General features: G+C 71.9%; 26 protein-coding genes. 9 read left to right on the forward strand and 17 right to left on the reverse strand.

Features of this window, described 5'->3' with window-relative positions:
- Nucleotides 1–66: 66 nt before the first annotated feature.
- Entirely contained in the window at nucleotides 67–936 is an 870-nt protein-coding gene (locus tag Voc01_RS16390; protein ID WP_203928290.1) for a helix-turn-helix domain-containing protein, read from the reverse strand.
- Nucleotides 937–1,063: 127 nt separating this feature from the next.
- On the opposite strand from Voc01_RS16390, the gene Voc01_RS16395 reads away from it, so the two are divergent.
- Nucleotides 1,064–1,828, forward strand: coding sequence for an SDR family NAD(P)-dependent oxidoreductase (locus Voc01_RS16395; protein WP_203928291.1), 765 nt, complete (start codon nucleotides 1,064–1,066; stop codon nucleotides 1,826–1,828).
- Here the strand turns inward: Voc01_RS16395 and Voc01_RS16400 are convergent.
- Entirely contained in the window at nucleotides 1,733–2,776 is a 1,044-nt protein-coding gene (locus tag Voc01_RS16400) for a lysylphosphatidylglycerol synthase transmembrane domain-containing protein (RefSeq protein ID WP_203928331.1), read from the reverse strand. The genes Voc01_RS16395 and Voc01_RS16400 overlap by 96 nt on opposite strands.
- Before the next feature lie 26 nt (nucleotides 2,777–2,802).
- Nucleotides 2,803–3,705, reverse strand: a complete 903-nt coding sequence (locus Voc01_RS16405) for a class I SAM-dependent methyltransferase (protein WP_203928292.1) — start codon at nucleotides 3,703–3,705, stop codon at nucleotides 2,803–2,805.
- Between the two features lie 115 nt (nucleotides 3,706–3,820).
- On the opposite strand from Voc01_RS16405, the gene Voc01_RS16410 reads away from it, so the two are divergent.
- Nucleotides 3,821–4,675 (forward strand): CDP-alcohol phosphatidyltransferase family protein, encoded by an 855-nt coding sequence (locus Voc01_RS16410; RefSeq protein WP_239160240.1) that lies wholly within the window; start codon nucleotides 3,821–3,823, stop codon nucleotides 4,673–4,675.
- A 6-nt stretch (nucleotides 4,676–4,681) separates the two neighbouring features.
- Here Voc01_RS16410 and Voc01_RS16415 read toward each other — a convergent pair whose 3' ends face one another.
- The 4 genes from Voc01_RS16415 to Voc01_RS16430 are packed head-to-tail and all read right to left on the reverse strand — an operon-like array spanning nucleotide 4,682 to nucleotide 7,782.
- Nucleotides 4,682–5,362 carry an HAD family hydrolase gene (locus Voc01_RS16415; protein WP_203928293.1) on the reverse strand — a complete coding sequence of 227 codons (681 nt, stop codon included), beginning with the start codon at nucleotides 5,360–5,362 and terminating at the stop codon, nucleotides 4,682–4,684.
- Nucleotides 5,359–6,432: a glycosyltransferase family 4 protein gene (locus Voc01_RS16420; protein WP_203928294.1), complete on the reverse strand. Its 1,074-nt coding sequence runs from the start codon at nucleotides 6,430–6,432 to the stop codon at nucleotides 5,359–5,361. The genes Voc01_RS16415 and Voc01_RS16420 overlap by 4 nt, the downstream gene beginning before the upstream one ends.
- Nucleotides 6,429–6,806, reverse strand: coding sequence for a 6-pyruvoyl trahydropterin synthase family protein (locus tag Voc01_RS16425; protein ID WP_203928295.1), 378 nt, complete (start codon nucleotides 6,804–6,806; stop codon nucleotides 6,429–6,431). Before Voc01_RS16425 ends, Voc01_RS16420 begins: the two co-directional genes overlap by 4 nt.
- Nucleotides 6,807–6,810: 4 nt before the next feature.
- On the reverse strand, nucleotides 6,811–7,782 hold the full coding sequence (locus Voc01_RS16430; RefSeq protein ID WP_203928296.1) for a zinc-dependent alcohol dehydrogenase: 972 nt from the start codon (nucleotides 7,780–7,782) through the stop codon (nucleotides 6,811–6,813).
- 132 nt (nucleotides 7,783–7,914) lie between these two features.
- Here Voc01_RS16430 and ribA point away from each other — a divergent pair, with 132 nt between their 5' ends.
- The 3 genes from ribA to Voc01_RS16445 are packed head-to-tail and all read left to right on the forward strand — an operon-like array spanning nucleotide 7,915 to nucleotide 10,837.
- Complete coding sequence (ribA, locus tag Voc01_RS16435; RefSeq protein ID WP_239160241.1) at nucleotides 7,915–9,162, forward strand: GTP cyclohydrolase II; 1,248 nt, start codon at nucleotides 7,915–7,917, stop codon at nucleotides 9,160–9,162.
- Nucleotides 9,146–9,934 carry an aminoglycoside adenylyltransferase domain-containing protein gene (locus Voc01_RS16440; RefSeq protein ID WP_203928298.1) on the forward strand — a complete coding sequence of 263 codons (789 nt, stop codon included), beginning with the start codon at nucleotides 9,146–9,148 and terminating at the stop codon, nucleotides 9,932–9,934. The genes ribA and Voc01_RS16440 overlap by 17 nt, the downstream gene beginning before the upstream one ends.
- 42 nt (nucleotides 9,935–9,976) lie before the next feature.
- Nucleotides 9,977–10,837, forward strand: a complete 861-nt coding sequence (locus Voc01_RS16445; protein ID WP_203928299.1) for a DsbA family protein — start codon at nucleotides 9,977–9,979, stop codon at nucleotides 10,835–10,837.
- A gap of 413 nt (nucleotides 10,838–11,250) precedes the next feature.
- On the opposite strand, the gene Voc01_RS53090 is transcribed toward Voc01_RS16445, so the two are convergent.
- From Voc01_RS53090 to Voc01_RS16465, 4 genes are all read right to left on the reverse strand, one after another.
- Nucleotides 11,251–11,889 carry a sigma factor gene (locus tag Voc01_RS53090; RefSeq protein ID WP_275423725.1) on the reverse strand — a complete coding sequence of 213 codons (639 nt, stop codon included), beginning with the start codon at nucleotides 11,887–11,889 and terminating at the stop codon, nucleotides 11,251–11,253.
- A 76-nt stretch (nucleotides 11,890–11,965) separates the two neighbouring features.
- Nucleotides 11,966–12,565, reverse strand: a complete 600-nt coding sequence (locus Voc01_RS16455; RefSeq protein ID WP_203928300.1) for a mycothiol-dependent nitroreductase Rv2466c family protein — start codon at nucleotides 12,563–12,565, stop codon at nucleotides 11,966–11,968.
- Between the two features lie 40 nt (nucleotides 12,566–12,605).
- A complete protein-coding gene (locus tag Voc01_RS16460) occupies nucleotides 12,606–13,151 on the reverse strand; it encodes a DUF3558 family protein (RefSeq protein ID WP_203928301.1) in 546 nt (181 codons plus the stop codon).
- 113 nt (nucleotides 13,152–13,264) lie between these two features.
- The gene (locus Voc01_RS16465) at nucleotides 13,265–13,717 is read right to left on the reverse strand and encodes a GNAT family N-acetyltransferase (RefSeq protein ID WP_203928302.1); all 453 of its coding nucleotides are present in this window, start codon (nucleotides 13,715–13,717) and stop codon (nucleotides 13,265–13,267) included.
- A gap of 49 nt (nucleotides 13,718–13,766) precedes the next feature.
- On the opposite strand from Voc01_RS16465, the gene Voc01_RS16470 reads away from it, so the two are divergent.
- Nucleotides 13,767–14,330, forward strand: coding sequence for a TetR/AcrR family transcriptional regulator (locus Voc01_RS16470; RefSeq protein ID WP_239160243.1), 564 nt, complete (start codon nucleotides 13,767–13,769; stop codon nucleotides 14,328–14,330).
- Here the strand turns inward: Voc01_RS16470 and Voc01_RS16475 are convergent.
- The 3 genes from Voc01_RS16475 to Voc01_RS16485 are packed head-to-tail and all read right to left on the reverse strand — an operon-like array spanning nucleotide 14,317 to nucleotide 16,763.
- Nucleotides 14,317–14,637 carry a DUF1232 domain-containing protein gene (locus Voc01_RS16475; protein WP_239160244.1) on the reverse strand — a complete coding sequence of 107 codons (321 nt, stop codon included), beginning with the start codon at nucleotides 14,635–14,637 and terminating at the stop codon, nucleotides 14,317–14,319. The two genes, Voc01_RS16470 and Voc01_RS16475, sit on opposite strands and share 14 nt — an antisense overlap.
- A gap of 37 nt (nucleotides 14,638–14,674) precedes the next feature.
- Nucleotides 14,675–15,748, reverse strand: a complete 1,074-nt coding sequence (locus Voc01_RS16480) for a substrate-binding domain-containing protein (RefSeq protein ID WP_203928304.1) — start codon at nucleotides 15,746–15,748, stop codon at nucleotides 14,675–14,677.
- A 10-nt stretch (nucleotides 15,749–15,758) separates the two neighbouring features.
- Nucleotides 15,759–16,763 (reverse strand): hydroxyacid dehydrogenase, encoded by a 1,005-nt coding sequence (locus Voc01_RS16485; protein WP_203928305.1) that lies wholly within the window; start codon nucleotides 16,761–16,763, stop codon nucleotides 15,759–15,761.
- 174 nt (nucleotides 16,764–16,937) lie between these two features.
- Between Voc01_RS16485 and Voc01_RS16490 the strand changes: the two genes are divergently transcribed.
- The 3 genes from Voc01_RS16490 to Voc01_RS16500 all read left to right on the forward strand — a co-directional run bounded on the left by Voc01_RS16490 (nucleotide 16,938) and on the right by Voc01_RS16500 (nucleotide 20,476).
- A complete protein-coding gene (locus Voc01_RS16490) occupies nucleotides 16,938–18,356 on the forward strand; it encodes an RICIN domain-containing protein (RefSeq protein WP_239160245.1) in 1,419 nt (472 codons plus the stop codon).
- Between the two features lie 9 nt (nucleotides 18,357–18,365).
- Nucleotides 18,366–20,243 (forward strand): DUF2264 domain-containing protein, encoded by a 1,878-nt coding sequence (locus Voc01_RS16495; RefSeq protein ID WP_203928307.1) that lies wholly within the window; start codon nucleotides 18,366–18,368, stop codon nucleotides 20,241–20,243.
- Nucleotides 20,244–20,329: 86 nt separating this feature from the next.
- Complete coding sequence (locus Voc01_RS16500) at nucleotides 20,330–20,476, forward strand: hypothetical protein (RefSeq protein WP_203928308.1); 147 nt, start codon at nucleotides 20,330–20,332, stop codon at nucleotides 20,474–20,476.
- Between the two features lie 85 nt (nucleotides 20,477–20,561).
- Here the strand turns inward: Voc01_RS16500 and Voc01_RS16505 are convergent, their stop codons facing one another.
- From Voc01_RS16505 to Voc01_RS16515, 3 genes are read right to left on the reverse strand one after another with little or no spacing between them, the layout of a single operon-like run.
- The gene (locus Voc01_RS16505) at nucleotides 20,562–21,380 is read right to left on the reverse strand and encodes a carbohydrate ABC transporter permease (RefSeq protein ID WP_203928309.1); all 819 of its coding nucleotides are present in this window, start codon (nucleotides 21,378–21,380) and stop codon (nucleotides 20,562–20,564) included.
- Nucleotides 21,377–22,345 carry a carbohydrate ABC transporter permease gene (locus Voc01_RS16510; protein WP_203928310.1) on the reverse strand — a complete coding sequence of 323 codons (969 nt, stop codon included), beginning with the start codon at nucleotides 22,343–22,345 and terminating at the stop codon, nucleotides 21,377–21,379. Before Voc01_RS16510 ends, Voc01_RS16505 begins: the two co-directional genes overlap by 4 nt.
- Nucleotides 22,345–23,610: an ABC transporter substrate-binding protein gene (locus Voc01_RS16515; RefSeq protein ID WP_203928311.1), complete on the reverse strand. Its 1,266-nt coding sequence runs from the start codon at nucleotides 23,608–23,610 to the stop codon at nucleotides 22,345–22,347. The genes Voc01_RS16510 and Voc01_RS16515 overlap by 1 nt, the downstream gene beginning before the upstream one ends.
- Nucleotides 23,611–23,673 lie beyond the last annotated feature (63 nt).

A 23,673-nucleotide genomic window follows, 5' to 3' on the forward strand; every position in this document is an offset into this window, starting at 1 on the left:
AACCCGATCTTGGACGATCGTGCACCGTATGGCATGCACGAGCGTCCAAGATCCGGTGGGCTCCGCCTACGCGGAGCGGGCGGCCGGGTTCGGCACGGCGCGCAGGGCGCCGGGGCGGCGGCCGGTCAGGCGGTCGAGCGCGGCCGCCGTGGGGTCGTCGGCCGGGAGGTGGACGACCAGGCGTTGCTCGTCGGCGTCGGGGAGGTCGAGCGTCTCGTAGGCGAGCCGCAGCTCGCCCTCCTGCGGGTGCAGGAGCCGCTCGACACCGGTGCGGGACGCGGGACCGGCCGGCCCGTCGAGCAACGTGGTGAACGGGGTGCCGGCGATGACGGTCAGGTCGTCGGCGAGTTCCCGGGCGTGCGGGTCACCGCGACGCATCTCGGACCTGAGCTGCGCCACGTGCTCCGCGGCGACCCGGTTCCAGTCGGGATAGGCGGTGCGCGCGCGGGCGTCGGCGAACGTGAAGCGGATGATGTTGGGCCACTCGCCGTCGAGCAGGCCGACGGGGCGGGCGAGCCGCTCGTACCCGCTGGTGGTGGCGAGCACGTAGCCCAGCCGGTTGAGCACCACCGCCGGTCCGGGCTCCAGCCGGTCGAGCAGGGCGCGCACCGTGGGGCGCACCGACATGGCGGGCGCGGCACCGTTCGGGCAGATGACGCCGGAGCTGGCCTTGCCGAGGAAGCGGAGGTGCACCCGCTCGTCGGCCGTGAAGCCCAACGCGTCGGCCAGCGCGCCGAGTACCTGTGCCGACGGGTTGCGGTCGCGGCCCTGCTCCAGCCGGGTGAGGTACTCCACGCTGACGCCGGCGAGCGTGGCGACCTCGGCGCGGCGCAGACCGGGCGTCCGACGCCGCGCACCGGTGGGCAGCCCGACCGACTCCGGGGTGGTGGCCTCCCGGCGGAAGCGGAGGAAGAGCCCCAGCTCGTTGTCGGTCATGGCTCGACCCTACCGACGGTGGCGGCGCCCGTCGTGGCCCTGCCAAGGCCAGGATGAACGCGGCCTCCCTCGCCGCCGGCGGGTCCGCCACCGTGGACCGCACCACCGCACACGAGGGGAGCAGAAAGTGGATCTGGGTCTGGAAGGGCGCACGGTGATCGTCACGGGCGCGTCGGGTGGGATCGGGCGGCACGTCGCCCGCCGCTTCGCGGCCGAGGGCGCCGACGTGGTCCTGACGTATCACGCGTCCGGGGAGGCGGCCCGGAGCGCGGCCGACAAGCTCGCCGCCGACTTCGGCAACCGGGCGATGGCGGCCCGGTTCGACCTTGCCGCCGCCGACTCGGCCTCGGCGCTGGTCGAGGCGGTGCTGGCGTGGTCGGGACGCATCGACGTGCTGGTCAACAACGCGGTGCACTGGGGCGCGACGGCACCCGACAGCACCGGCGCGTTCGAGGACGCGCCCGACGAGGCGTGGCAGCGGGTCCTGCGCACCAACCTCGAGGGGACGCTCCGCCTCAGCCGCGCCGTGGCACCGCACATGCGCGGCCGGGGGTGGGGGCGGCTGGTGCACGTCTCGTCGTCGATCGCCGTCGACGGCATGCCGGGCGGGGAGTACTACGGCGCGGCGAAGGCCGCCCTGCACGGGTTCAGCCGGTCGGCGGCGTTCAGCCTCGGCCGCGACGGCGACATCCTGTCCAACGTGGTCATGCCGGGACTCACCCGCACCGAGACCAACGCGCACATCGTCGACTCGGTGCCGCCCGAGTTCGCGGAGCGGTACGCGCTCGGCCGCCTGTTAGACGCCGACGAGGTGGCCGGACCGATCGTCTACCTCGGCTCGGGGGCCAACACCGGCATCACCGGGCAGACGCTCCTGGTCAACGGCGGCTGATCCGATAGGCGCGGGATCGGCGGGCGCCGCGTCGACGGGTGCGGGTGTCCGGCGTAGGCGGACGATCCAGCGGGCCACGAGCACGGCGACCCCCGGCATCGCCGCGGCGAACGCGAACAGCCCGTACACCACCGCGGTGGTCAGGCCCTCCGCCGCACCGAGGCCGGCGGCGCCGAAGGCCCACGCGGTGACGCCCTCACGCGGTCCCCAGCCGCCGATGCTCAACGGCAGCGTCATGGCGACGAGCGCGAGTACCGCGAACGGAAGCAGTTTCAGCAGCGGGGCTGTCGCACCGGCGGCGCGCGCGGCGAGCAGGAAGGTCGCCAGATGTCCACCGAGCACGATCGCCGACGAGACCACCACGCCGGGCCAGGTGCGGCGGGCGAGCAGGCCCTGGCGCACGTCGGACGTCATGGTGCGCACGGCGCGGCCGACGCGGGAGTGGGGGCGGCGGGCGCGGGTCACCGCGAAGGCCGTCGCCGCGAGCGTGGCGCCGGCGGCGGCCAGCGCCGGACCCGGAACCGTGACCACGTCGGACGCGGCGAGCAGCATCGACGGGTACGCCACCAGCACGACGGCACCCACCAGGAAGAGCGTGATCTGTCCGGCCGAGCGCTCCAGCACGACGGCGCGGATGCCGCGGCCGACGCTGCCGGAGCTCCGGCCGTTCTGCACGGCCCGGTTGACGTCGCCGAGCAGGCCACCGGGGAGCGTCGCGTTGAGGAAGAGCGACTGGTAGTAGTCCGCGACGGCGGTGCGCATCGGCAGGGCGATGCCGATGCCGCGGGCCGCGAGGCACCAGCGCCAGGCGCTGAACACGGTGGTCAGCACGCCGATGCCGACCGCGGCGAGCAGCGTGGTGGGCTCGATGACGCGCAGACCGTCGAGGAAGGCGCCTTCACCGAGGCGGTGCAGGAGCACACCGAGGATGCCGACGCCGACGAGCATCCGCGTCCAGGCCCAGACGACCTTCTTCACGCCGCACCACCGAAGGGGAAGCTGCTCGGCAGTGCCAGCAGGTCGAGGTGCTCGACCGTGACGCGCAGCGTGCCGGCGGCGGCCTGGTCGAGGCGGCGGGCCAGGTACGCGTCGACGGCCTCGTCCAGCCCGCCACCGGCGAGGGGGAGCTGGGCCGCGGCGGCGGGAACGAAGCCGCGCAGCCACTCGGCGATCAGGTCGGAGTGGGTCGCACCGAGCGTCCACGGGGTCTCGCGTACCAGAACGGTGGCGCCGTACCGGCGGAACGCCTCGGCCGCCGCGTCGGCCGCGGCCGGCCCGAGCGGCTGCCGCTGGCCGGCCCGGTGCGCGTCACGGGGACCGCCGCGCAGGTGGTCGTTGAACCCGTCGCAGAGGACGTTGTCGAGCGGTTCCCAGGGGGTCAGGTCCACGCGGCCGATGACGGTCAGGGTGAGCAGGGCCGGGCAGCCGGCGGTGGTGCAGGCGTCGGCGAGCCGGTCGATCTCGTCGAGGGTGAGGATGTCGAGCAGCGCCGACGCGGTGACGAGGGACGCGCCCTCGAGGTCGGCCGCCTCGAGCGCGGTGATGTCGCCGAGGCGGGTCTCCGCGCTGACCCCACGGGTCCGGAGGCTGTCGGCGGCGATCTCGAGGAGGTCGGGGTCGCGGTCGTGGAGGGTCCAGTGCTGGGCGGCCCGCAGGCGCGGGCTGAGCCAGCGCGCCATGGAGCCGGTGCCGCAGCCGAGGTCGTGGACCGACAGGTGGCCGTGCCCGGCGAGAGGTCCGTGTCCGAGACCGGGTCCGTGCCCGGAGAGGAGCCGGTTCACGTGCTCCACGAGGTCGACCGCGCGGGCCTCCGCGTCAGCGGCCTCGCGCAGCTCGAGCCACGTCGAGCTGTACCGGGGTGCCTTCGCGATCGCCATGTGGACTTGTACGGGACGAGCGCGTGAACGGTTCACCACGCGTCGGTTTTGATAAGAGTTCCACTTGCTGGAGAAACGGCTGAACCGCCGGACGGTTTTTGCCGTACTACCCGCCGTGACAACGCTACGCAGCCACGCAGACGTCCCGTTCCGGTACGCCCCGTCGGTCGCGTTCGGTGACTGGTACGTCGCTTTTGCCCCGTACCGCGTGCCGACCGTCGGCCTGTTCGCCCAGTTCGCCGTGCTCGGCGCGCTGGCATCGACCATGGGCCTGGGCGTCGTGGGCTGGCTGGCGGGTGGCGCGTACGGCGTTGCCCTGTGGGCCCTGCTGTGCCGGGCGCTGCACCGGACCCGCGCGCGGGTGTTCGGTCCGGCGAACGCGGTCACGCTGACCCGGGCGACGTTCGTCGGCGGGGTGGCCGCGATCGTGGCCGACACCGCCGGCCGGGCCGTCCCGGTGGCGGCGCTGGCCGTGCTGGCGAGCGTGGCACTGCTCCTCGACGCGGCCGACGGCTTCGTGGCCCGGCGTACCGGGTCCAGCACGGCGCTCGGCGCGCGCTTCGACATGGAGGTGGACGCGTTCCTGATCCTGGTGCTGAGCGTCTTCGTCGCCCAGTTCCTGGGCGGGTGGGTGCTCGCGATCGGCGCGCTGCGGTACGTCTTCGTCGCGGCGTCGTGGGTGATGATCTGGCTGCGGGCGGCTCTGCCCGTGAAGTACTCGCGCAAGACCGTGGCCGCGCTGCAGGGGGTCGCGCTGGTGGTGGCCGGTTCGGGGCTGCTGCCGGGCCGGGTGTCGGTGATCGTCGTCGCGGTGTCGATGGCGGCGCTGTTCTGGTCGTTCGGTCGCGACGTCGCCTGGCTGTGGAGCAGCGCTCAGCTCCGGCCGCTCGACGACCGCATCGGCGAGCTCGAGGCCGCGCCGGTGCAGCGGCGGGACGCGCTCCGGGAGAGGACCGCGCTCGCGGGGTAGAACCCGTCAGACCAGCGACAGGACGTGGTCCAGCCCTCTCGGCCCCGTCAGGGCCGGCCTGGGCAGCAGGAACACGCACATCCCCGCGTTGATCGCACCCGAGTCTGTCAGAGGGTTGTCGCCGACCATCAGCGTGCGCTCCGGGTCCACCTGGAGCTTCTCGCACGCGGTCAGGAACACCTTCGTCGCGGGCTTGCAGATGCCGTACTCGTACGACATGACCACCGCGTCGACGTAGCGGAGCAGGCCCAGCCGGGACAGGGCGGGGCGCAGGTCGAAACCGGTGTCGGAGACGATCCCCACGCGCAGGCCGCGCTCGTGCAGGGCCCGCAGCACCGGCGACGTGTCGGGGAAGGCCTCCCACGAGGCGGCGTCGACGGTCAGCTCGTAGAGCCGGCTGCTCAGTCCCGGCGCCAGGTCCTCGCACCCGGCGGTGGTGTAGAGCTCGATCCACACCTCGCGGTGGCGGGCGTTGGACAGGTCGCGGCCCTTGGCCAGCTCCTCGGCGGTGCCGCTGCGGTCGAGCACGCACTGCCACACGTGGGCCACCTCGGCCGGGTCGAGCGGACCGCACCCCAGCGCCGCGCCGGCCCGGTGCAGCAGCGACTCGCCGTTGCCGCGCAAGCGGATCAGCGTGTCACCGGCGTCGAACAGCACGGCGTCGAACTTCACCGCCTCCAACGTCACCGCCCGGCCTCCTTCGCAACGCGTCGCAACTCGTCGAACACCATGCGCGCGGTGTCGTCCCACGTCGGGAACTCCGCCGCCCGCAGCCGCGCCGCCGCGGCCATCCGCTCCCGCAACGACGCGTCGAGCGTCAGCGACCGCAGGGCCTCGGTCAACGCCGGCACGTCACCGGGTGGTACGGCCAGCCCCTCGACGCCGTTCCGTGCCAGGTGCGGCAGGTTGCCCGCGTCCCAGCCGACGACCGGCAGCCCCTCGGCCATCGCCTCGCCGTACACGGTGCCGTACGGCTCGCGCAGGCTGGCCAGCGCGAACACGTCGGCGGCCCGGTAGAACCCGACCACCTCGGCCGGCGTGCGCACCCCGTGGACCACGACCCGGTCGGCCAGGTCCGGTGCGGCCAGCCGGGCACGCACCCGGGCCGCGTACGCCGGCTCCACCCCGGGATCGCCGAGCAGGTGCAGCGTGAACGCGTCCGGCGGCAACGCCGACAACGCCGACAGAAGCTCGAGCAACCCCTTGCGGGCAACCCAGTTGCCCACGGACAGCACCGCGCACCCCCGCCCCGCCCGCAGGTCACCGGGCGGAGTGACGACCGACGACGTGGCGGGGTCCCGCCCCGGTGGCACCACCCGCATCAGGTCGCCGGGCAGCCCACCCTTGCGCAGCGTGTCGGCGAGGTCGTCGCTCGCCACGAGCAGCCGCGCCACCCGGTCGTACGCCGCCCGGTCGAGCCGCGCCTGGAGGGACCGGCGGACCGCGCCGTGGTCGATGCCGCCCGGCGGCTGGTGCAGGATCGCCGCGACGGGTGGGAGCGACGGCCCCAGGAAGGGACCCACGAACGCCGCCGCGATGCTGTCGAGGAGCACGACGTCGGGCCGCTCGCGTGCCAGGCGGCGCATCAGGGAACGGCCGGCGACCAGCGGCAACGGGAACCGCGACGTCGGCAGCGACCGGAAGTCGATTCGTGCGTCGTTTGCGGCGGCCCGGTCGGCGACCCGGCGGTGATAGAGATAACCCCCGGTCATCGTGTCGGGGTCGCCGACCGTGACGAGCGAAACTGTGAACGTCACGCCAGCGGAGCCCGGTACCCGCCGAACGCCACCGCGTTCTCGAAGACCCGGACGGACAGCACGACCCCACCCGGGAGGACCTTCGCCAACTGGCCGTGCACCCACAGCGCGAACGCCTCGACCGTGACCGCCTCCACGCCCAGGTCGGGCGCCACGATAGCGTCGAGGTCGGCGTCGGAGAGCCGATCCACCAGCCCGGTGAGCGCGTCGTCGAGCACGTCCAGGTCGACGACCATGCCACGCTCGTCGAGCTCGTCGCGGGTCACCACGATGTCGAACCGGTAGTCGTGGGAGTGGTACTCGCCCTCGGGCGGCGGCATGCCGGGCATCACGTGGAACGAGCGGACCGTCGCGGACGTACCAGTTTCGAACATGGAACTATTCATATCGCAGAGCCACGTGGATCAGGCCGGGGTCTCCCCGGTCAATCGACGCATAAGCCTCAGCCGCGTCGTCGACGGGAAACTCGGTCGTCGCCAGTGCGGCCAGTGGCAGCGAAGTCAGGAGCGAGGCGGCCTCGGAACGGCGGCGTTCGCGCGTCCACCGGTCCTGCGACGCGGCCGGGATCGTCGAGACCTGGCTGCTGCGGATCGTGAGCCGCCGCCGGTGGAAGTCGCCACCGAGCGGCAGCGGCACCGGCTTGGTGCCGTACCAGGACGCCACCAGCACCGTCCCCTCGTGGGCCAGCAGCCCGAGGGCGGACGCCAGGACGGCCGGAACACCCGACGACTCCACCACCAGCGGCACGCGACCGGCGGGAAGCTCCGATGGATCGACAGCGGCGAGCCCGAGGGACGCGGCCACCTCGCGGCGCCACGGACGCGGTTCCGAGGCCAGCACGTGCGCGCCGGCCCGCTCCAGCAGCAGCGCCGTGAGTAGGCCCACGGGTCCGAGCCCGGTCACCACCACGGTGTCCCCGAACACGGAGCCGGCGTCGAGCGTCAGCTGCAACGCGGTCTCCACCAGCGGAAACAGCGTGGCCACCCGGAACGGGAGGTCGGACGGCAGGACGACGACGTCGCCCTCGGCGACGGCGAGGAGGTCCTGGTGCGGGTGGAACGTGAACACGTGCGAGCCGGTCGGCACCGACGCCGTCCCCCGCTCGACGACGCCGACGCAGCTGTACCCGTAACTGAACGGATATCCGAAATTTCCCGCCAGCGCGGAAATCGACTCATCGAGATCGGTCGAAGGGTCGAGCTCGCCGCGGTAGGCCAGCATTTCGGTTCCGGAACTGATGCCGGAATAGGAGGTACGCACCACGAGTTGACCCGGTTCCGCGTCCGGTAGCTCGATGTCGTCGACGCTGACCTGGCGCGGGGCGACAAACCGCACGGCGCGTGCCTTCATTCACTAACCCCTATGTCTTCACGTGGTCGGGAGCTTATGAAACGTGGTAGTAACGGTCGCATGATTCAGTCACCACGGCTAACCAGCGTGCCGTCGCAGCGTCAGAGCGACACCCCCACAGAAGTATGTTCCGTGGTGATCCCCACGCCGTACGGCGAGTTCAACACCCGGGTGTTCGAGACCGCGCAGGGCCACCCGTACCTCGCGCTGATCAAGGGCGACGTCGCCAGCGACGGGCCCGTGCTCGCCCGCCTGCACTCCGAGTGCCTCACCGGCGACGTGCTCGGCTCGTTGCGGTGCGACTGCGGGGTGCAGCTGCGTACCGCGCTGCGGCGGGTCGCCGCCGAGGGCCGCGGCGTCGTGCTGTACCTCACCGGCCAGGAGGGCCGGGGGATCGGCCTGGTCAACAAGCTGCGCGCGTACGTCGAGCAGGACTTCGGCGCCGACACCGTCGACGCGAACCTGCGCCTGGGCCTGCCGGCCGACCGCCGCGACTACGCCGACGCCGCGCACGTGCTCGGCGCGATCGGCGTGCGCGCGGTGCGCCTGATGTCGAACAACCCGGCGAAGGCCGAGGGCCTGCGCGCCAACGGCATCAAGGTGGAGGCGATGGCGGCGATCCCGACCTCGGCCCACCACCGCAACGCCGGCTACCTCAGCACCAAGGCCAACCGGATGGGCCACGTCGCACCGACCGGCGACGAGCTGGCCGAGCTTCCCGAGGCGCCGGTCGACGTGTCCAGGCTGCTCGGCGACATCGAACCGCGCGACGACCGCCCGTACGTGGTGCTCTCCTACGCCCAGACCGTCGACGGCCGCCTCGCCGAACGCGCCGGCGACAAGGTGTCGCACGCGCTGCGGGCCGCGTCCGACGCCGTGCTCGTCGGCGCGGAGACGGTCGAACGCGACGACCCGCGGCTGACCGTGCGCCTGGTCGCCGGCGCGTCGCCGCTGCGCGTCGTGCTCGACCCCGACCTCGGCACGACGCCCGCCGCGCGCGTGTTCGCCGACGACGCCGCCACCACCGTGTACACCGCCGCGGGCGCCGATGGAGAGCGTGCGGCCGCGCTGCGCGCGTCCGGTGTGGGTGTCCGCGAAATGCCGAACGGTCCGGACGGCCTCGACCTCGGCGCGGTCCTGAAGGATCTGCGCGCCGAGGGCGTGCGGTCGGTGCTCGTCGAGGGCGGGGCCGGGGTCATCGGCGCGGCGCTCGCCGCCGGCGTCGTCGACCGGCTGGTCGTCGCGATGGCGCCGTCGCTCGGCGCCGGGTCCGCGGCTGTCGATATGGGACGCGCTACGGAAGAGCTCCGGTTGACGAACCGCTGCGCGTATATCGCCGGAGAGGATGTCATCCTGGCCTGGGATGTGCAGAAACCATGAACCGACGCCGTTCGCGGAGCTGAATGCCGTCCTGGCCGAGTTGGCCGGGCGGGCCGCCGCGATCCTCGGCGCCGACTTCGTCGGCGCCTACCTGCAGGGCTCCTTCGCCGTCGGCGACGCCGACCCGCACAGCGACTGCGACTTCCTGATCCCCGTGCACCGGCAGGTCACCGGGGAGCAGGAGGCCGCGCTGCGGGCCCTGCACGACGAGTTCCCCACGAGGCCCGACTACTGGGCGAAGCGGCTGGAGGGCTCGTACCCGGTGCTCGCGGAGCTGCGCACCCTCGACGGGCTGGGCCGGCCGTGGCTCTACGTCGACAACGGCTGGCGCGAGATGCAGTGGTCGACCCACTGCAACACCGAGGTCGTGCGGTGGTCGCTGCGCGAGTGCGGTGTGACCCTGGTCGGCCCGCCGCCGTCGACGCTTGTCGACCCGGTGCCTGCTTCGGTGCTCCGCGAGCGGATGCGCGCCGACGTGCCCGGGTTCGTCACGGAGATGGAGAGCTGGATCTCGTTCGACCTCGCCTGGGCCCAGCGGTACGCGGTCACCACGCTCTGCCGGATGCTGAACACGTACGTGGAGGGCCGGGTGACCTCGAAGCGGGCCGCCCTCCTCTGGGCACAGACGGCGGTCGATCCCCGGTGGCGGCCGCTGATCGAGCGGGCCCTCGTCGAGCGTGACCTGGGCTGGGACCCCGACGAGCGGCCGTCGCCCGGCAGCGTCGGGGAGACGCTGGAGTTCCACCGGTACGTGCAGGGCCGGATGTCCTGAAGGCGGGTCTGGGGTGTGCGGACGTTGGCCATAATGGCGCCCATGCACCCCGGCGGTCAGGATCCGAGCTGGCAGCAGCAGAGCTACGACCACTACGGCCAGCAGCCGGGGTACGGCCAGCCCGGGTACGGCCAGCAGCCGCCCGGGTACGGCCAGCAGCCGGCGTACGGCCAGCCCGGGTACGGCCCGCAGCCGGCGTACGGGCAGTACCCCCAGGCCCCGCAGCAGCAGCCGCCGCCCTCGAACCGGTCGCACATCCTCGTGATCACCGGCGTCGCGGTCGTGCTCATGCTGGTCGTCGTGGGGTTCGCGGCGGTCATGGTGGCCCGGTCCGGCGACGACGGCGACGGCGAGAAGACCGCCGACCCCGGTCAGAGCACCACGATCCCGCCAGCGTCGCCCCGCGACGGGCTCACCGTCGGCAGCGGACCGGTGAAGGTCGACGTGTACGTCGACTACCAGTGCCCGCCCTGCAGCACGTTCGAGGCCGCGACCGAGAGCGCGCTGGCCGGCTACGTCGGCTCCAACCGGATCACGCTGGCGATCCACCCCGTCGCGTTCGTCGACGGCCGCTCGAAGAACCGGTACGCCACCCGGGCAGCCGCGGCCATGGCGTGCGCCTACGAGGGCGGGAAGACGCTGGAGCTGCACGGTCACCTGCTGCGCAACCAGCCTCCGGAGGACACCGCCGGCCCCACCGACGAGCAGCTGGCCGCGACCGGCGCGACGCTCGGGCTCGGCGACGGTTTCCGGCAGTGCGTGATCGGCGGCGCGCGGGTCACCTGGGTCGGCGACGCCACCAGCGCGGCGAAGGCGGCCGGGGTCACCTCGGTGCCGACCGCGTACGTCGACGGCCGGAAGATCGACGCCGATGCCGACGCCCTCATCGAGGCGGTCGGCTAGCGTCCCGCGTCGATGACTCGTGTGCCGGCTGTTGAGCGCTGTTCGAACATCGGCATCCGGTCTGGCCGGATTCAACGACCTGATGTTCCGGGACGATCAACTTCTCTGGAAGAAAAGTGCAGCGTGACTTCACGTTCGTTCCAGAGAAGTTGATCACCGATGCCGTATCGCCCGGACGATGCCACCGTGAGTGACCCTTCGCGGACGGCCGGCACAGACCTGGTGGGCAGATGTGCGATGACGCACAGTGGCGGGCGGTAGCCCGAGCTGGATGGCGGCTTCGCCCCACCATGATTCCCCGCCGATCTTGCAGTTGTGGCCTCCTTCAAAACGCGACATTTCCGTAAATAGGGGCGGCCACAAGTGCAAGATCGGCGCGGGTCTCGACAGAGCACTACCGGCCACCGGTCGGCTCACGGGTCGGCGAACTCCGACACCGTGTGGATCTCGTACTGGTAGACGCAGGGCGTCCGCACGTCGAGGCGGCCCTTCTCCAGGAGCAGGATCTCGGTGTCGAGCAGCCGGCCGGTCACCGGGTCGACGATGAGCGTGCGCTCGCTGGCGAGGCCGCCGTGGCGGTTGGGCGGCATGAACGCCTCGCCCCGCCGGCCGGCCCGGTCGGTGGTGCCACCCCGGTAGATCAGGCCCGGAACCTCGGCCAGTACCCGGAGCAGCGCCGCGCGCCGGGCCGGCCCGAGCACCCGGTCGCGGACCAGGTCGGCCATCGCGGCCAGGATCTCGGCCGGACCGTTGCCCGGCGGGTGGTTCTCGGTCAGGTAGACCGCCATCGCGGCGGCGTGGTCGTCGGCCTGCGTCACCGTGTTGGCGGCGACCTTCTCGATCAGCCGGTACGCCCGGCCCGATCCGCGCAGGTGGTTGGCCACCACGTTGCGGCCGACGCCGAACAGCCACAACCGTGCGTCGGCGCGCGGCACGTCGTGGATCCGCCGCCAGGCGACAGCGAAGATCTCCGCGACCAGGTCGGCGGCGGAGTCGTCGTCGACCCGCCGGCGCACGTAGCGCTCGAGCGCCTGATGGTGCTCCCGGTACAGGTCGTCGAACCGCTGCTACTCGTCTGCCATCGGCCCTCCCACCCGTACCTGTCCGGTCGGCGCGGGACATTCACCATCAGAGGACCGGAGCGCGCCCCTTGATCTCGTGGAAGCCGTCGACACCGGCGACCATCAACGTGCCGTGCCAGAGCCGGGCGGCCTCGTCGTCGTGCGGCACGCGGGAGATGACCGGGCCGAACCACGCCACCCGCCGGCCGCTCGGCAGGTCGACCGCGATGATCGGGGTGCCGACGTGCGTACCGACCAGGCCGACGCCGGCCTCGTGCGACGAGCGCAGCAGCGGGTCGTACCGGTCGGTCTCCATCACGTCGGCCAGGTCGGTGGGCAGGCCGGCCGCGGTGAGGATGTCGCCGGCCGGCCGCCAGCCGTCCTCGCTCCCGTGGACCATCGCGCCGAACACGTCGTAGAGCCGGCCGAGCACGTCGGACCCGTACCGGTCCTGCACCACCGCGAACAGGCGGGCCGGCCCCCACAGGTAGCCCTCCGGGTCGTCCTCGGGATCGTCGTCGCGGTGCTCGTTGAGAACCGACAGGCTCATCACCCGCCACTCGACGCGCAGCAGGTCGAGCCGTTCCAGCTCCCGCATCCAGCGCGAGGTGACCCACGTGTACGGGCAGCTGGGGTCGAACCAGAAACGGGCGTCCACGCGCACCATCGTCCCCGATGGTGGGTGGACGCCCGCCCGCGAGTCGGCCTCAGAGCTTGTCGATCACCTTCAGCGCCGCGTTCTTCGCCATCTGGGTCGTGGCCGCCTCGTTGCCGCTCGACCGGGCGTAGGCGTCGATCACGATGTCGCCGTGCAGCACGTACAGGTGTCCGTCCGCCTGGCGCGCGTCGTCGCCGACGCCGGTGACCTTCTGCTGCTGGCCGTGCGCCTGCTTGAACTCCGAGGCGCTGCTCTTGGACAGGAAGATCGCGAGCTGACCGCCGGAGAGCTGCCACTGGCAGTAGCGGGTGGTCGCGCCGTCCTTCTCGCCGTCCTCGTCGATCTGGGTGACGGCCTTGCCGCCCGAGATCGTGCTGACTTCGGCCTTGGTGAGCAGCGTGCACGGGTTCGGCAGGTCGCCGCTCTTCGCGCCGCCGGTGGCCTTGCTCGTCGGGGTGGCCTTGGCCGACGTCGTCGTCGACGCGGCGGGGGTGGGTGCGGCGGCCGGGTCCTCGTCCTTCTCGAGGAGCTGGCAGCCGGAGAGGGCGAACAGGCCGCAAGCAGCGGCGACGACGACAGCGGTACGGACGCGCATGGGTGGTGCTCCCGGCTCGGTTCAGTGGACCTTGTGACCTCTTCATCGTGCGGTCGGTCACCCGAGTTTGCGCAGGTGGTTGCGGTGAGTGGCAGGTTTCCGGGAGATGCGGGCTAGAGCCGACGCTCGAAACAGACCGACAGCTCCGACCCCACGTAGCTTCCGAACAACGGGATCTCGTGGTAGCCGGCCCGCCGGTAGAAGCGCTGGGCGTCGGGCTGCAGGGTGCCGGTCTCCAGGCGGAGTGTGGTCCAACCGCGTTCTTTCGCCGCGGCCTCGAGCGCGGCGAGCACCGCACCCGCGACGCCGCTGCCGCGGAACTCCGGAACCACGTACATGCGCTTCACCTCGGCGCTGGTGTCGTCGAGCCGGCGTAGGGCGCCGCAGCCGACCGCCCGTCCCGTCACCGTCGCCACGACGAAGTGGGAGACGTCGTCGCCGGACGGTGGCGCCCCGGGTTCGTGGTCGTCGCAGCCGTAGCGGGCGTCGAGTTCGGCCCGTTGTGCCGCGCGCAGGGCGGCGCCGACCGGGTCGTCCCACGGCCGTTCCTCGATGATCCAGTCCACATGCCCTCCTCGTAACAGGTGTTACCGTAACACTTGTTACGATCGCGGGGTGACGCGCGACGAGCGGCTCTCCCGGGCGGTGTGGGACGTGCTGGCGACCCAGGGCCTGGAACGGCTGACGATCCGGGCCGTGGCCGCCGCGGCGGGCTGCACCACGGGGCTGGTCATGCACCGGTTCCCGAACCGGCGTGCGCTGCTGAGCCACGCCCGCGACCTGCTGCACCAGCGCACCCGCGAGCGGGTGGAGCGGGTGGAGTCGCACGCCGCCACCCCGCGCGAGGCGCTGCGCGCGGTGCTGAGCCAGGGCCTCGCCCTCGACGCGGAGACCGCCGCCGAGAGCGTCGTCTGGACGGGTTTCCTGGCCGCGGCCGTCGCCGACGAGGACCTGGTGGCGCTGCACCGCGCCGGCAACCGCGCCTGGCGCGAGCGGATCACCCGGCTGGTGGTCTCCGTGTCAGGCTGGCCGCCCGAGCGGGCCACGACGGTCGCGCTGGCGCTGATCGCGCTCGCGGAGGGCACCGCCGCGCTGGCCTCCGCCGACCCCGACGCCTACCCGCCCCCGGTACAGCAGGCGATGCTCGACGTGACGCTGGAGGCGTTCAGCCTTGCCTGATCCCGGGCTGCTCGGCGCGGCGCTTGTGGTAGAGCTTCGTGAGGTAGATCAGGGCGGCCGTGAGCACGCCCATGTCGTCGAGGTACACGGGGTCGGGCAGCAGGTCGACGGGGAAGACCGTGTAGATGAGCGCACCGTAGAACGCCACCTTGCCGCCGGCGCCGAGGTCGCCGAGCATCTTCTTCGTCTTCCACACCTTCAGGGCGAGCACGACCGCGCCGATGAGCGTGGCGATCGCGAGAATGCCGACGAGCACCGCGATGATCGTCCAGTCGCCGTCCGACATGCCTTGCGCCGCGTGCAGCATGTCTCAACGGTAAGTGCGACCGGCCTCTCGCGCTCGTTCAGCGGTGTCCCGGGATCGAGGAGCCGCGGATCATCAGCTCCGGGGTCACGAGCACCCGCTGCGCCGGCCGGCGGTTGCCCTCCAGCAGCCGCGACACCATCAGCTCGACCGCCACCCGGCCCACGTGGCTCTTCGGCGGCCGCACCGCGGTGAGCGCCGGCTCGGCCAGGTGCGCCACCTCGTCGTCGTAGGAGACCAGGGCCAGGTCGTCGGGGACGTCGATGCCGCGTTCGTGGCAGAACTGGGCGACCGACATCGCGTCGGGGTCGCTGTGGACGATCAGCGCGGTGGTGCCCGACGCGCGGCACCGGTCGACGATGCGCCCGATGATCGCGCGGTGACCGGGTACGTCCAGCCCGACCGACTCGCGCACCACGAGGTCGGCCGGCAGGCCGAGGTCGGCGCACGCCGCGTCCCAGCCGCGGGCGAGGTGCTCCGACGTGGGGCTGCCGCGGGAGAGCACGAGCCCGATGCGGCGGTGGCCGTACTGGTGCAGGTGCCGCACCGCCAGCTCGATGCCGAGCGAGTGGTCGCTGCGCACCCACTCGAGGTGCCGGCGGGTCACCGTCCATCGTGGAGCCTGCCGCTCGACGAGCACCGTCGGCACGGGCAGGCCGGAGATCCACTCGACCAGGTCGGTGCCGTCGCCGAAGCTCGGCGCCAGCAGCAGCCCCTGCACCTGGCCGGCGTCGATGAGGCGGGTGATCTGCCGCCGGTCCTCGTCGGGGTCGTAGCTCGACCCGCGCAGCTGCAGGTGCACGCCCAGCGCGCCCGCGGCGGCGCGGGCACCGGTGACGATCGGCGGCCAGTAGTAGTCCAGCGACGGTACGACCATGCCGATCGTGAACCGGGTCGGCACCACGGCGGGCCGGCGCGGTGCGGGCGCCAGCCGGGTCGGCAGCGTCGCGCCGCCGTGCACCTTGGTGAGGAGGTTGCGTTCGGCGAGCGCGGCGAGGTCGCGCCGCACGGTCAGCTCGCTGACGCCGAGCAGCGGCGCGAGGTCCCGGACGCGTACGGCGCCGAGCCGCCGTAGCTCCTCCATCAGGCGCTCCTGGCGCTGGACGTGGAACATCGGTCCTCCCCTATGCGCTGAAGGGGAGTGTCTCCGGCGTCACCGCGAACCGCAACGGCTGGGCGGCCGTCCAGCGGGCCAGCTCGTCGAGGGCCGAGTCGGTGAGGCGCAGGATCTCCGAACCCAGCGAGCCGGCCACGTGTGGAGTGATCATCACGTTCGGCATCGACCGGAGGGGGTGGTCGTCGGGGAGGGGCTCCGGGTCGGTGACGTCGAGGATCGCGAAGAGGCGCCCGTCGCGGCACTCCGCGGCCAGCGCGTCGGTGTCGACCAGGCTGCCGCGCGCGGTGTTGATGACCGTCGCGTGGTCGGGCAGCAGCGCCAGCTCCCGCGCACCGATCATGCCCCGCGTGCCGGGCGTCTCGGGCGCGTGCAGCGTGAGCACGTCGCTCCGCGTCAGAAGATCCTTCAACGGGACCGGCTCAGCGCCGGCCCGGGCGACCTCGGCCGGATCGGCGTAGGGGTCCGCCACCAGCCGCCGCACGGGACGCAGGCAGTCGAGCAGCCGCACCACGCGGCGACCGATGCGCGAGAAGCCGACGACGCCGATGGTCCGCCGGTAGTTGGACAGGTCGCCGAAGCCGGCGTGGTGCGCCCAGCCCCGCTGCCTGGCGACCGGGTCGGCGGCGAGGAACGGCGCCTTCTTCCCGGCGAAGATCACCGCCGCGAGCGTGAACTCCGCGACCGGTACCGCGTTGGCGTCGGCGGCGCTGGTCACCGCGATCCCGCGCCGCCACAGGTCGTCGCTGACCAGCGCGCGCACGCTGCCGGCCGCGTGGAACACCGCCCGCAGCGCGGGTGCGGCGTCGAGCCGCTCGGCGGTGAGCCCGGGCGCTCCCCACGAGGTGAGCAGGACCTCGGCGCGGGCCAGGTGCCGGCGGGCGGCGGGGGAGTCGAGGTCGGCGGTCCAGGCCGGGGTCACGAGGCCGCGCAGCCGGTCGAGGCGGGCCGCGTCGAAGTGGGCGACGTACGTGTCGTGGTCCATCACCAGGAGCGCGTTCGGCCTGCCGGGCATGCAGCAGGTCTATGGGAGATCACCCCCGGCCGCCATCGCCCGAACATGGTCGAAGCGATTCGAACACGATCGTAACCGTGAACGTTTGTGAACGGATCGGTGCGGGTCTGTTCGTGAGCTTTACGTCACCGCCGCGAAACGTTCCACTCATGACTGTCGATGGAGGAGGCTCTCATGAGACGGCTGCTCGTCACCCTGCTCGTGGTCGTGGCCGCCACCGCGTACGCCGCCCCGGCGGTGGCGGCGCCGGTGACCGTCACCAACGGCACCCAGTTCCGCGCCACCAACGGCAGCGTGGTGCACGCGCACGGCGGCGGGGTGCTGAAGGTCGGCTCGTACTACTACTGGTTCGGCGAGAACCGCAACGCCAACAACACGTTCCGGGCGGTGTCGGCCTACCGGTCCACCGACCTGGTCTCGTGGGAGTTCCGCGGCGACGTGCTGACCCAGTCGTCGGCGTCGGAACTCAACGTCGCCAACATCGAGCGGCCGAAGGTCATCTACAACGCCTCCACCGGGCGCTACGTCATGTGGATGCACAAGGAGAACGGCTCGGACTACGGCGAGGCGCGGGCCGCGGTCGCGTCGTCGGCGACCGTCGACGGCGCCTACACCTGGCACGGCAGCTTCCGGCCGCTCGGTCACATGTCGCGCGACATCACGCTGTTCAACGACAACGGGACCGCGTACATGATCTCGGCCGCCCGCGACAACTACGACCTGCACATCTACCGGCTCTCCGCCGACTACCTGAGCGTGTCGACGCTGGTGGGCAACTTCTGGCCGGGCGGGCACCGCGAGGCACCGGCGATGTTCAAGCGCGGCAGCACCTACTTCCTGCTGACGTCGGGCGCCACCGGGTGGAACCCGAACCAGGCCCGTTACGCCACCGCGTCGAACATCGCGGGACCGTGGAGCGCGTTCACCAACGTCGGCGACGGCACCACGTTCAGCTCCCAGCCGACGTTCGTGCTCCCGGTGCAGGGCTCGCAGACGACGAGCTATCTGTACCTCGGCGACCGGTGGGCCGGCGCCTGGGGCGGACCGGTGAACGACTCGCAGTACGTGTGGCTGCCGATCGGCTTCCCGTCGGCCACGAGCATGAGCCTCAGCTGGTCACCGCAGATCACCATCGACACCGCGACCGGCGTGATCACCGGGGGTGGCGACGCGACCTACTACCGGCTCACCGCCCGGCACAGCGGCAAGGTGATGGACGTGATCAACGCGTCGACCGCGAACAACGCCGAGATCAAGACGTGGACGTGGAACGGCGGCGCCAACCAGAAGTGGACGTTCCAGGACGCCGGCGGTGGCTACTACCGCATCGTGAACTCGAACAGCGGACGCTGCCTCAACGTGGCGAGCTCGTCGACCGCCGACGGGGCGAACGTCATCCAGTACTCGTGCGGCGGCGGTACCAACGAGCAGTTCCAGATGGTGACCGTGGGCAGCTACTTCCAGTTGCGGGCCCGGCACAGCGGCAAGTGCCTCGACGTGGTGGGCTCCGGCACCGGCGACGGCACCGACATCTCCCAGTACACGTGCAACAGCTCCGCCACCAACCAGCAGTGGAGCCGGTCCGCCGCCTAGGATCGACCCGTGACTCCGGAAGATCGACGGCTGTCGCCCTATACGGGGTGGACGCGGGCGCACTGGGAAGCGGCGGCCGACCGAGGCCTCGCCGCGGTGCGCCCGTACGCCTCGCCCGGCCACGCGTTGATCGACCTGCCCGGCCCGGTGAGCAGTTCGGGCCGGCGCAGCGACGGGCTGGAGGGCTTCGCGCGCACGTTCCTCGCCGCCGGGTTCCGACTGTCCACATCGGACGACGGTGGCCTGGCGGAGTGGTACGCGAAGGGGCTCGCGGCCGGCACCGACCCCGCGTCGCCGGAGCGGTGGCCGCGGGTCACCGAGGTCAACCAGGCGAAGGTCGAGGCGGCGTCGATCGCGCTGGCCCTGCACGAGTCGCGGCACGTGATCTGGGACGCGCTCGACGACGGGGTGCGGGAACGGGTGGTGGCGTGGCTCGCCGAGACGATCGGCCAGCCCTACCCGCAGTGCAACTGGCTGTGGTTCCAGAACATCACCCAGGCGTTCCTGCGCTCGGTCGGCGGGCCGTGGTCGGCCGAGGAGATCGAGCGCAACACCGCGACGATGGACGGGTGGTACCTCGGCGACGGCTGGTACACCGACGGGTACGAGGGCAGGGACACCGGCCGCAAGTTCGACTGGTACGCCGGCTGGGCGATGAACTTCTACCCCCTGTGGTACCACCGGATCACCGGCGAGCCCGACATCAAGCACCGCGACCGTCTCCGCGCGTACCTCGACGCGGCGCAGCACCTGTACGCGCCCGACGGCGCGCCCCTGCACCAGGGGCGGTCGCTGACGTACCGGTACGCGGCGCTCGCTCCGGTGTGGGCAGGCGCGGTGTTCGACACCGGTCCGCTGTCACCGGGACGCACGCGGCGGCTGGCGAGCGGGGTGCTGAAGCACTTCTCCGCGCGCACCCGCGACCCGCTGCCGGTCGGCTGGTACGGGGCGTTCGAGCCGATCCGGCAGCCGTACACCGGTGCCGGGTCGCCGTACTGGTCGGGCAAGGGCTTCGCCGGGCTGGTGCTGCCGGCCGACCATCCCGTGTGGACAGACGTCGAGGAGCCGCTCGCGGTGGAGGAGGGCGACGTCGCGGTCACGCTGCCGGTGCCGGGCTGGCTGGTGTCGGCGACCCGCGCCGACGGCGTCGTGCGGGTCGTGAACCACGGCGCCGACCACGCGGCCGACGAGACGCTCGCCACCGACGACCCGGGGTACTCCCGGCACGCGTACAGCACGCACGCCGGTCCCTGGTACGACGGGTCCCTCGTGGACAACCATGTGACGCTGGTCGATCCGCTGGGCCGGCCGTCGCACCGGCGACCGTTGCGGCCGCTGGAGGTCCGCGGCCGGGTGGCGGTGTCGCGGCACCGGGCGCACTGGCCGGTCGGGCCGGCGCCGGAGCGGACCTGGCCGCCGCGCCAGCCGGAGTTCCGCACCGGGCCGTGGCTCACCACGGCGTCCGTCCTGCGCGGCGCCGTGGAGGTGCGGCTCGCGTGGGTCGACCACCGTCACGGCGAGGGCGGTCCGTGGACGCTGCGGATCGGCGGCTACGCGGTGGCCGCCGACGCCCGTCCCACGGTCGAGGTCGACGGGGCGACGGCGCGCGCCCGCCGTGCGGACGGCCTCACCACGACGGTGACCGGCCTGCTCGGGCTGCCACTCGCCGGGATGGCCGAACGCGCCGGCGTCGACGCGTTCGGCGCCCACTCGGCGGTGCCGTACGTCACCAGCGGCGAACCCGTGCGTGCCGGCGAGGTGTATGCGGCCGCGGTCGTGCTCTCCGCCGCGTGGCCGCCGGAGCTTCCCGAGGTGACCGCCGGGGCCGACGGCTCCGTGGTGGTGCACTGGCCCGGCGGGGAGGAGGACCGGCTGTCGCTCGCGTGAGCGGCGGGTCCGTGTTTGCCGTCGAGCCCCGATGGGCATCGATGCGCTGTCCATTGTGAACAGTCCACAGTAGTCGGGAGCATCAGATGTCGGTGCAGGCCGTCCTCTACGTCATCGCGATCATTCTGCTGATCCTCGCCGCCCTGCCGATCCCCACGCGCGGTATCGGCCTGGCGCTGCTCGGCGCGGCCGCCGCCCTCGCCGCCTACGCCTGGCCGGTGATCACCGGCTGAGAGCCGAACAGCCGGTGATCACCGGCCGAGAGCCGAAAAGCGGAACGGCCGGCACCCCCACCCGGTGCCGGCCGCCCCTACCCCATCACCCCTTGATGCCGGTCATCATGACGCCGCGCACGATGTAGCGCTGCGCGAGAAGGAACACGACGGCGAGCGGGATCACCGACACCACCGCGCTCGCGAACAGCGCCGGCATGTTGATGGTCTGTGAGGTGAGGTTCGTCGACATCGCCACCTGGACGGTCCAGTAGGCCGGGTCCTGGCCGATCACCAGCGGCCACAGGAACGAGTTCCAGTGCTCGATGAACGACAGCACCCCGAGCGCCGCCAGCAGGCCGCCGGAGTTCGGCAGCGCCAACCGCGTGTACACGCCGAGAGGGCCGAGGCCGTCGACGCGGCCCGCGTCCTCGACCTCCTGCGGGAAGCGGAGGTAGAACGCGCGGAACAGCAGCACTGCGAACGCGTTGAACAGCCCGGGGACGATGAGGCCCCACAACGTGTTCACGCCGCCCATCGAGCCGACCACGACGAACGTCGGCACGAACGTCGCCGCGCCGGGCACCATCAGGGTCACGATGACGAGCGCGAACACCGGCCGCGTCAGCGGGATCCGGATACGCGCGAGCGCGTACCCGCACATCGAGGCGAACAGCGTCGACAGCGGCGCCGACACCACCGCGACGATCGTCGAGTTCACCAGCGCGCGCCCCAGCGGAACGCTGTCGTTGGAGAACGCGTCCCGGAAGCCCTGCAACGACGGCGACGACGGCCACCACGACCAGTCGAGCGCGCCGAGTTCGGCCTGGGTCATGAACGCGTTGCGCAGCAACAGGTAGAACGGGAACAGGAACGGGAGCGCGAACACCGCGGCCGCGAGGTAGGTGCCGGTACGACGTCTCATTCCCCGTCACCCTTCCCGAACCCGACCGCGCGGCTCTGCAGCAGGGTGACCACGACGATGAGCAGCGTCACGACGAACGCGCCCGCGGAGCCGACGCCGTAGTTCTGCTGTGCCAGCGCCAGGTCGTAGAGGTAGACCAGCGGCGGCCGGCCGTCGGGACCGGGCCCGCCGGCGAGGCCGGTGCTGAGCAGGTTGTAGAACTCGTCGAACGCCTGGAACGCGTTGATGACCAGCAGCAGCGTCACCGCCACGGACGTGTTGCGCAGCAACGGGAACGTGATGTGGCGGAACAGCTTCCACTCGCCGGACGCACCGTCGACGCGGGCGGCCTCGTACATCTCGTTCGGGATGTCCTGGATGCCGGCCAGGAACAGGATCATGTAGAGGCCGACCTGCAGCCACAGCCGGACGGTGACCAGCACCACCCAGTACAGCGGTGGGTCGACGGTGGCGATCCACGCGGTCGGCTCCTGGCCGAACAGCCCGGCGAGCGAGTTGGCCGCCGACGACGGCACGCCGCTGAACAGGCTCATCTTCCACACCAGCGAGGCGACCACGTAGGACACCGCGGCCGGCAGGAAGAACGTGGTGCGGAAGAACGCCCTGCCGCGCCGCAGCCGGTTCACGAGCACGGCCAGCCCGAGCGAGATGGCGAACGTCAGCGGCACGATGATGACCGTGAACGCCACGATCATCGTGAGCGACTTCCGGAACTGCGGGTCCTCGAACAGCGTGGCGTAGTTGGCGAACCCGACCCACGTGCCGAGCGCGATCGTGCCGCGGGCCTGGCTGAAGCTCAGCAGCAGGCCCCACGCCATCGCCACGTACTTGAAGACCAGCAGGCCGATCACGAGCGGCGCGGTCAGCAGGAGGAAGGCCCACCAGGCCGACCGGTCGGCCCGGCGTCTCCGCCGGGCCGGAGCCGGAGCGTCCACAGTAGACGGTGGGGCCGTCTTGAGAGCCATCAGACGTTCGGCAACGCGTCGAGCGCCGTCTGCGACCGCGCCTGTGCCGCGGTGAACGTCGCCAGGGCGTCGGCGTTCTTCTTGATGATGTCGGACGCCGCGTCGTCGAACGGCTTGGAGACGGCCGGCGCCCACAACGCGTTGACCCGCGTGCCGTGCTTGCCGAGCAGGTCGACGACCTTCTTGGCGATGCCCGACTGCAACGGCTCGGCCGACGCCGCGAGGCTGGCGCGCGGCGGCACGTGGAAGCCGTACGACAGCGCCCAGTCCTTCTGGACGTCGTTGTTCTGCAACCACAGCCACTGCACGTACTTCTTGGCCGCGTCGACGTTCTTCGACCTGCCGTTGACCACCTGCGACCAGCCGCCGAGGATGACCACCGGCCTGCCGCCGGCACCGTGCGCCGGCCAGGGCATCACGTCGAAGTCGTCCTTCAACTCCTTCTGCATCTGCGGCAGCGCCCACAGGCCGCCCCAGACGATCGCGGCGGCACCGGTGATGAGCGCGCTCGGGTCGTACCACTCGGTGGTGTAGCCGAGCAGCATCGACTTGTCGTTGAACATCTTCCGCGCCTCGGTGAACGCGCCCGCGATCTCCGGCGTGGCGTAGCTGACCTTCCGCTCGGTGAGCACGCTCTGGCCGACCGAGAACGGCAGTACGCCACGCATGCCGGCGAGGCCGTCGTTGCCGACGAAGATGCCCTTGGTCTTGTCCCTGGTGAGCGCCTTGGCGGCGGCGGTGAGTTCGGTGAGCGTCGTGGGCGGCTGCACGCCGGCGGCGGACAGCAGGCTCCTGCGGTAGAACAGGAGCATCACGTCGATGATCATCGGGACGCCGTACGACTTGCCGCTGTGGGTCAGCGGGCTGAGCGCGAACTGGTTGAGTTCGCCCTTCGCGCCGCCGAGGATGTCGTCGAGCGCCGCGACCTGCTGCTGCTGCACCATGTCGGGCGTGACCTCGTTGACCTCGTACACGTCGGGGCCCTCGGGTGTGAGCACCGACGACTGCCACTTGGTCTTGTAGTCGCCGGGTACCCAGGTGACCTTCACGGCCACGTCGGGGTTCTGCTTGGTGTAGTCGGCGGCGTAGCGCATCGCGGCGTCGCGCGTCCCCGCTTCGCCGTACTCGTGGTACCAGTGGTTCAGCGTCACCTTCGCGTCGCTGGAACCGGATCCGGTGGGGTCGGTGGTACAGGCGGAGACGACGGCGCCGCCGGCGAACAGCAGCGACGTATGAAGAAAACGACGGCGTGAGACTGCGTTCATGATCGGACGCCCTTCGAGACGGGGTGGTGGCGCATCGATGTGTCTGAACGTGCTGGCGGGGTG

Origin of the sequence: Virgisporangium ochraceum (genome assembly GCF_016863655.1) — a bacterium.
Taxonomy (GTDB): domain Bacteria; phylum Actinomycetota; class Actinomycetes; order Mycobacteriales; family Micromonosporaceae; genus Virgisporangium; species Virgisporangium ochraceum.

Coding starts and splice junctions, on each gene's coding strand:
- Voc01_RS16390 (WP_203928290.1), bottom strand. CDS start 936: ATGACCGACAACGAGCTGGGGCTCTTCCTCCGCTTCCGCCGGGAGGCC.
- Voc01_RS16400 (WP_203928331.1), bottom strand. CDS start 2,776: ATGCTCGTCGGCGTCGGCATCCTCGGTGTGCTCCTGCACCGCCTCGGT.
- Voc01_RS16405 (WP_203928292.1), bottom strand. CDS start 3,705: ATGGCGATCGCGAAGGCACCCCGGTACAGCTCGACGTGGCTCGAGCTG.
- Voc01_RS16425 (WP_203928295.1), bottom strand. CDS start 6,806: ATGTTCGAAACTGGTACGTCCGCGACGGTCCGCTCGTTCCACGTGATG.
- Voc01_RS16430 (WP_203928296.1), bottom strand. CDS start 7,782: ATGAAGGCACGCGCCGTGCGGTTTGTCGCCCCGCGCCAGGTCAGCGTC.
- Voc01_RS16440 (WP_203928298.1), top strand. CDS start 9,146: ATGTGCAGAAACCATGAACCGACGCCGTTCGCGGAGCTGAATGCCGTC.
- Voc01_RS16445 (WP_203928299.1), top strand. CDS start 9,977: ATGCACCCCGGCGGTCAGGATCCGAGCTGGCAGCAGCAGAGCTACGAC.
- Voc01_RS16455 (WP_203928300.1), bottom strand. CDS start 12,565: ATGGTGCGCGTGGACGCCCGTTTCTGGTTCGACCCCAGCTGCCCGTAC.
- Voc01_RS16460 (WP_203928301.1), bottom strand. CDS start 13,151: ATGCGCGTCCGTACCGCTGTCGTCGTCGCCGCTGCTTGCGGCCTGTTC.
- Voc01_RS16475 (WP_239160244.1), bottom strand. CDS start 14,637: ATGCTGCACGCGGCGCAAGGCATGTCGGACGGCGACTGGACGATCATC.
- Voc01_RS16480 (WP_203928304.1), bottom strand. CDS start 15,748: ATGTTCCACGTCCAGCGCCAGGAGCGCCTGATGGAGGAGCTACGGCGG.
- Voc01_RS16485 (WP_203928305.1), bottom strand. CDS start 16,763: ATGCCCGGCAGGCCGAACGCGCTCCTGGTGATGGACCACGACACGTAC.
- Voc01_RS16490 (WP_239160245.1), top strand. CDS start 16,938: ATGAGACGGCTGCTCGTCACCCTGCTCGTGGTCGTGGCCGCCACCGCG.
- Voc01_RS16500 (WP_203928308.1), top strand. CDS start 20,330: ATGTCGGTGCAGGCCGTCCTCTACGTCATCGCGATCATTCTGCTGATC.
- Voc01_RS16505 (WP_203928309.1), bottom strand. CDS start 21,380: ATGAGACGTCGTACCGGCACCTACCTCGCGGCCGCGGTGTTCGCGCTC.
- Voc01_RS16510 (WP_203928310.1), bottom strand. CDS start 22,345: ATGGCTCTCAAGACGGCCCCACCGTCTACTGTGGACGCTCCGGCTCCG.
- Voc01_RS16515 (WP_203928311.1), bottom strand. CDS start 23,610: ATGAACGCAGTCTCACGCCGTCGTTTTCTTCATACGTCGCTGCTGTTC.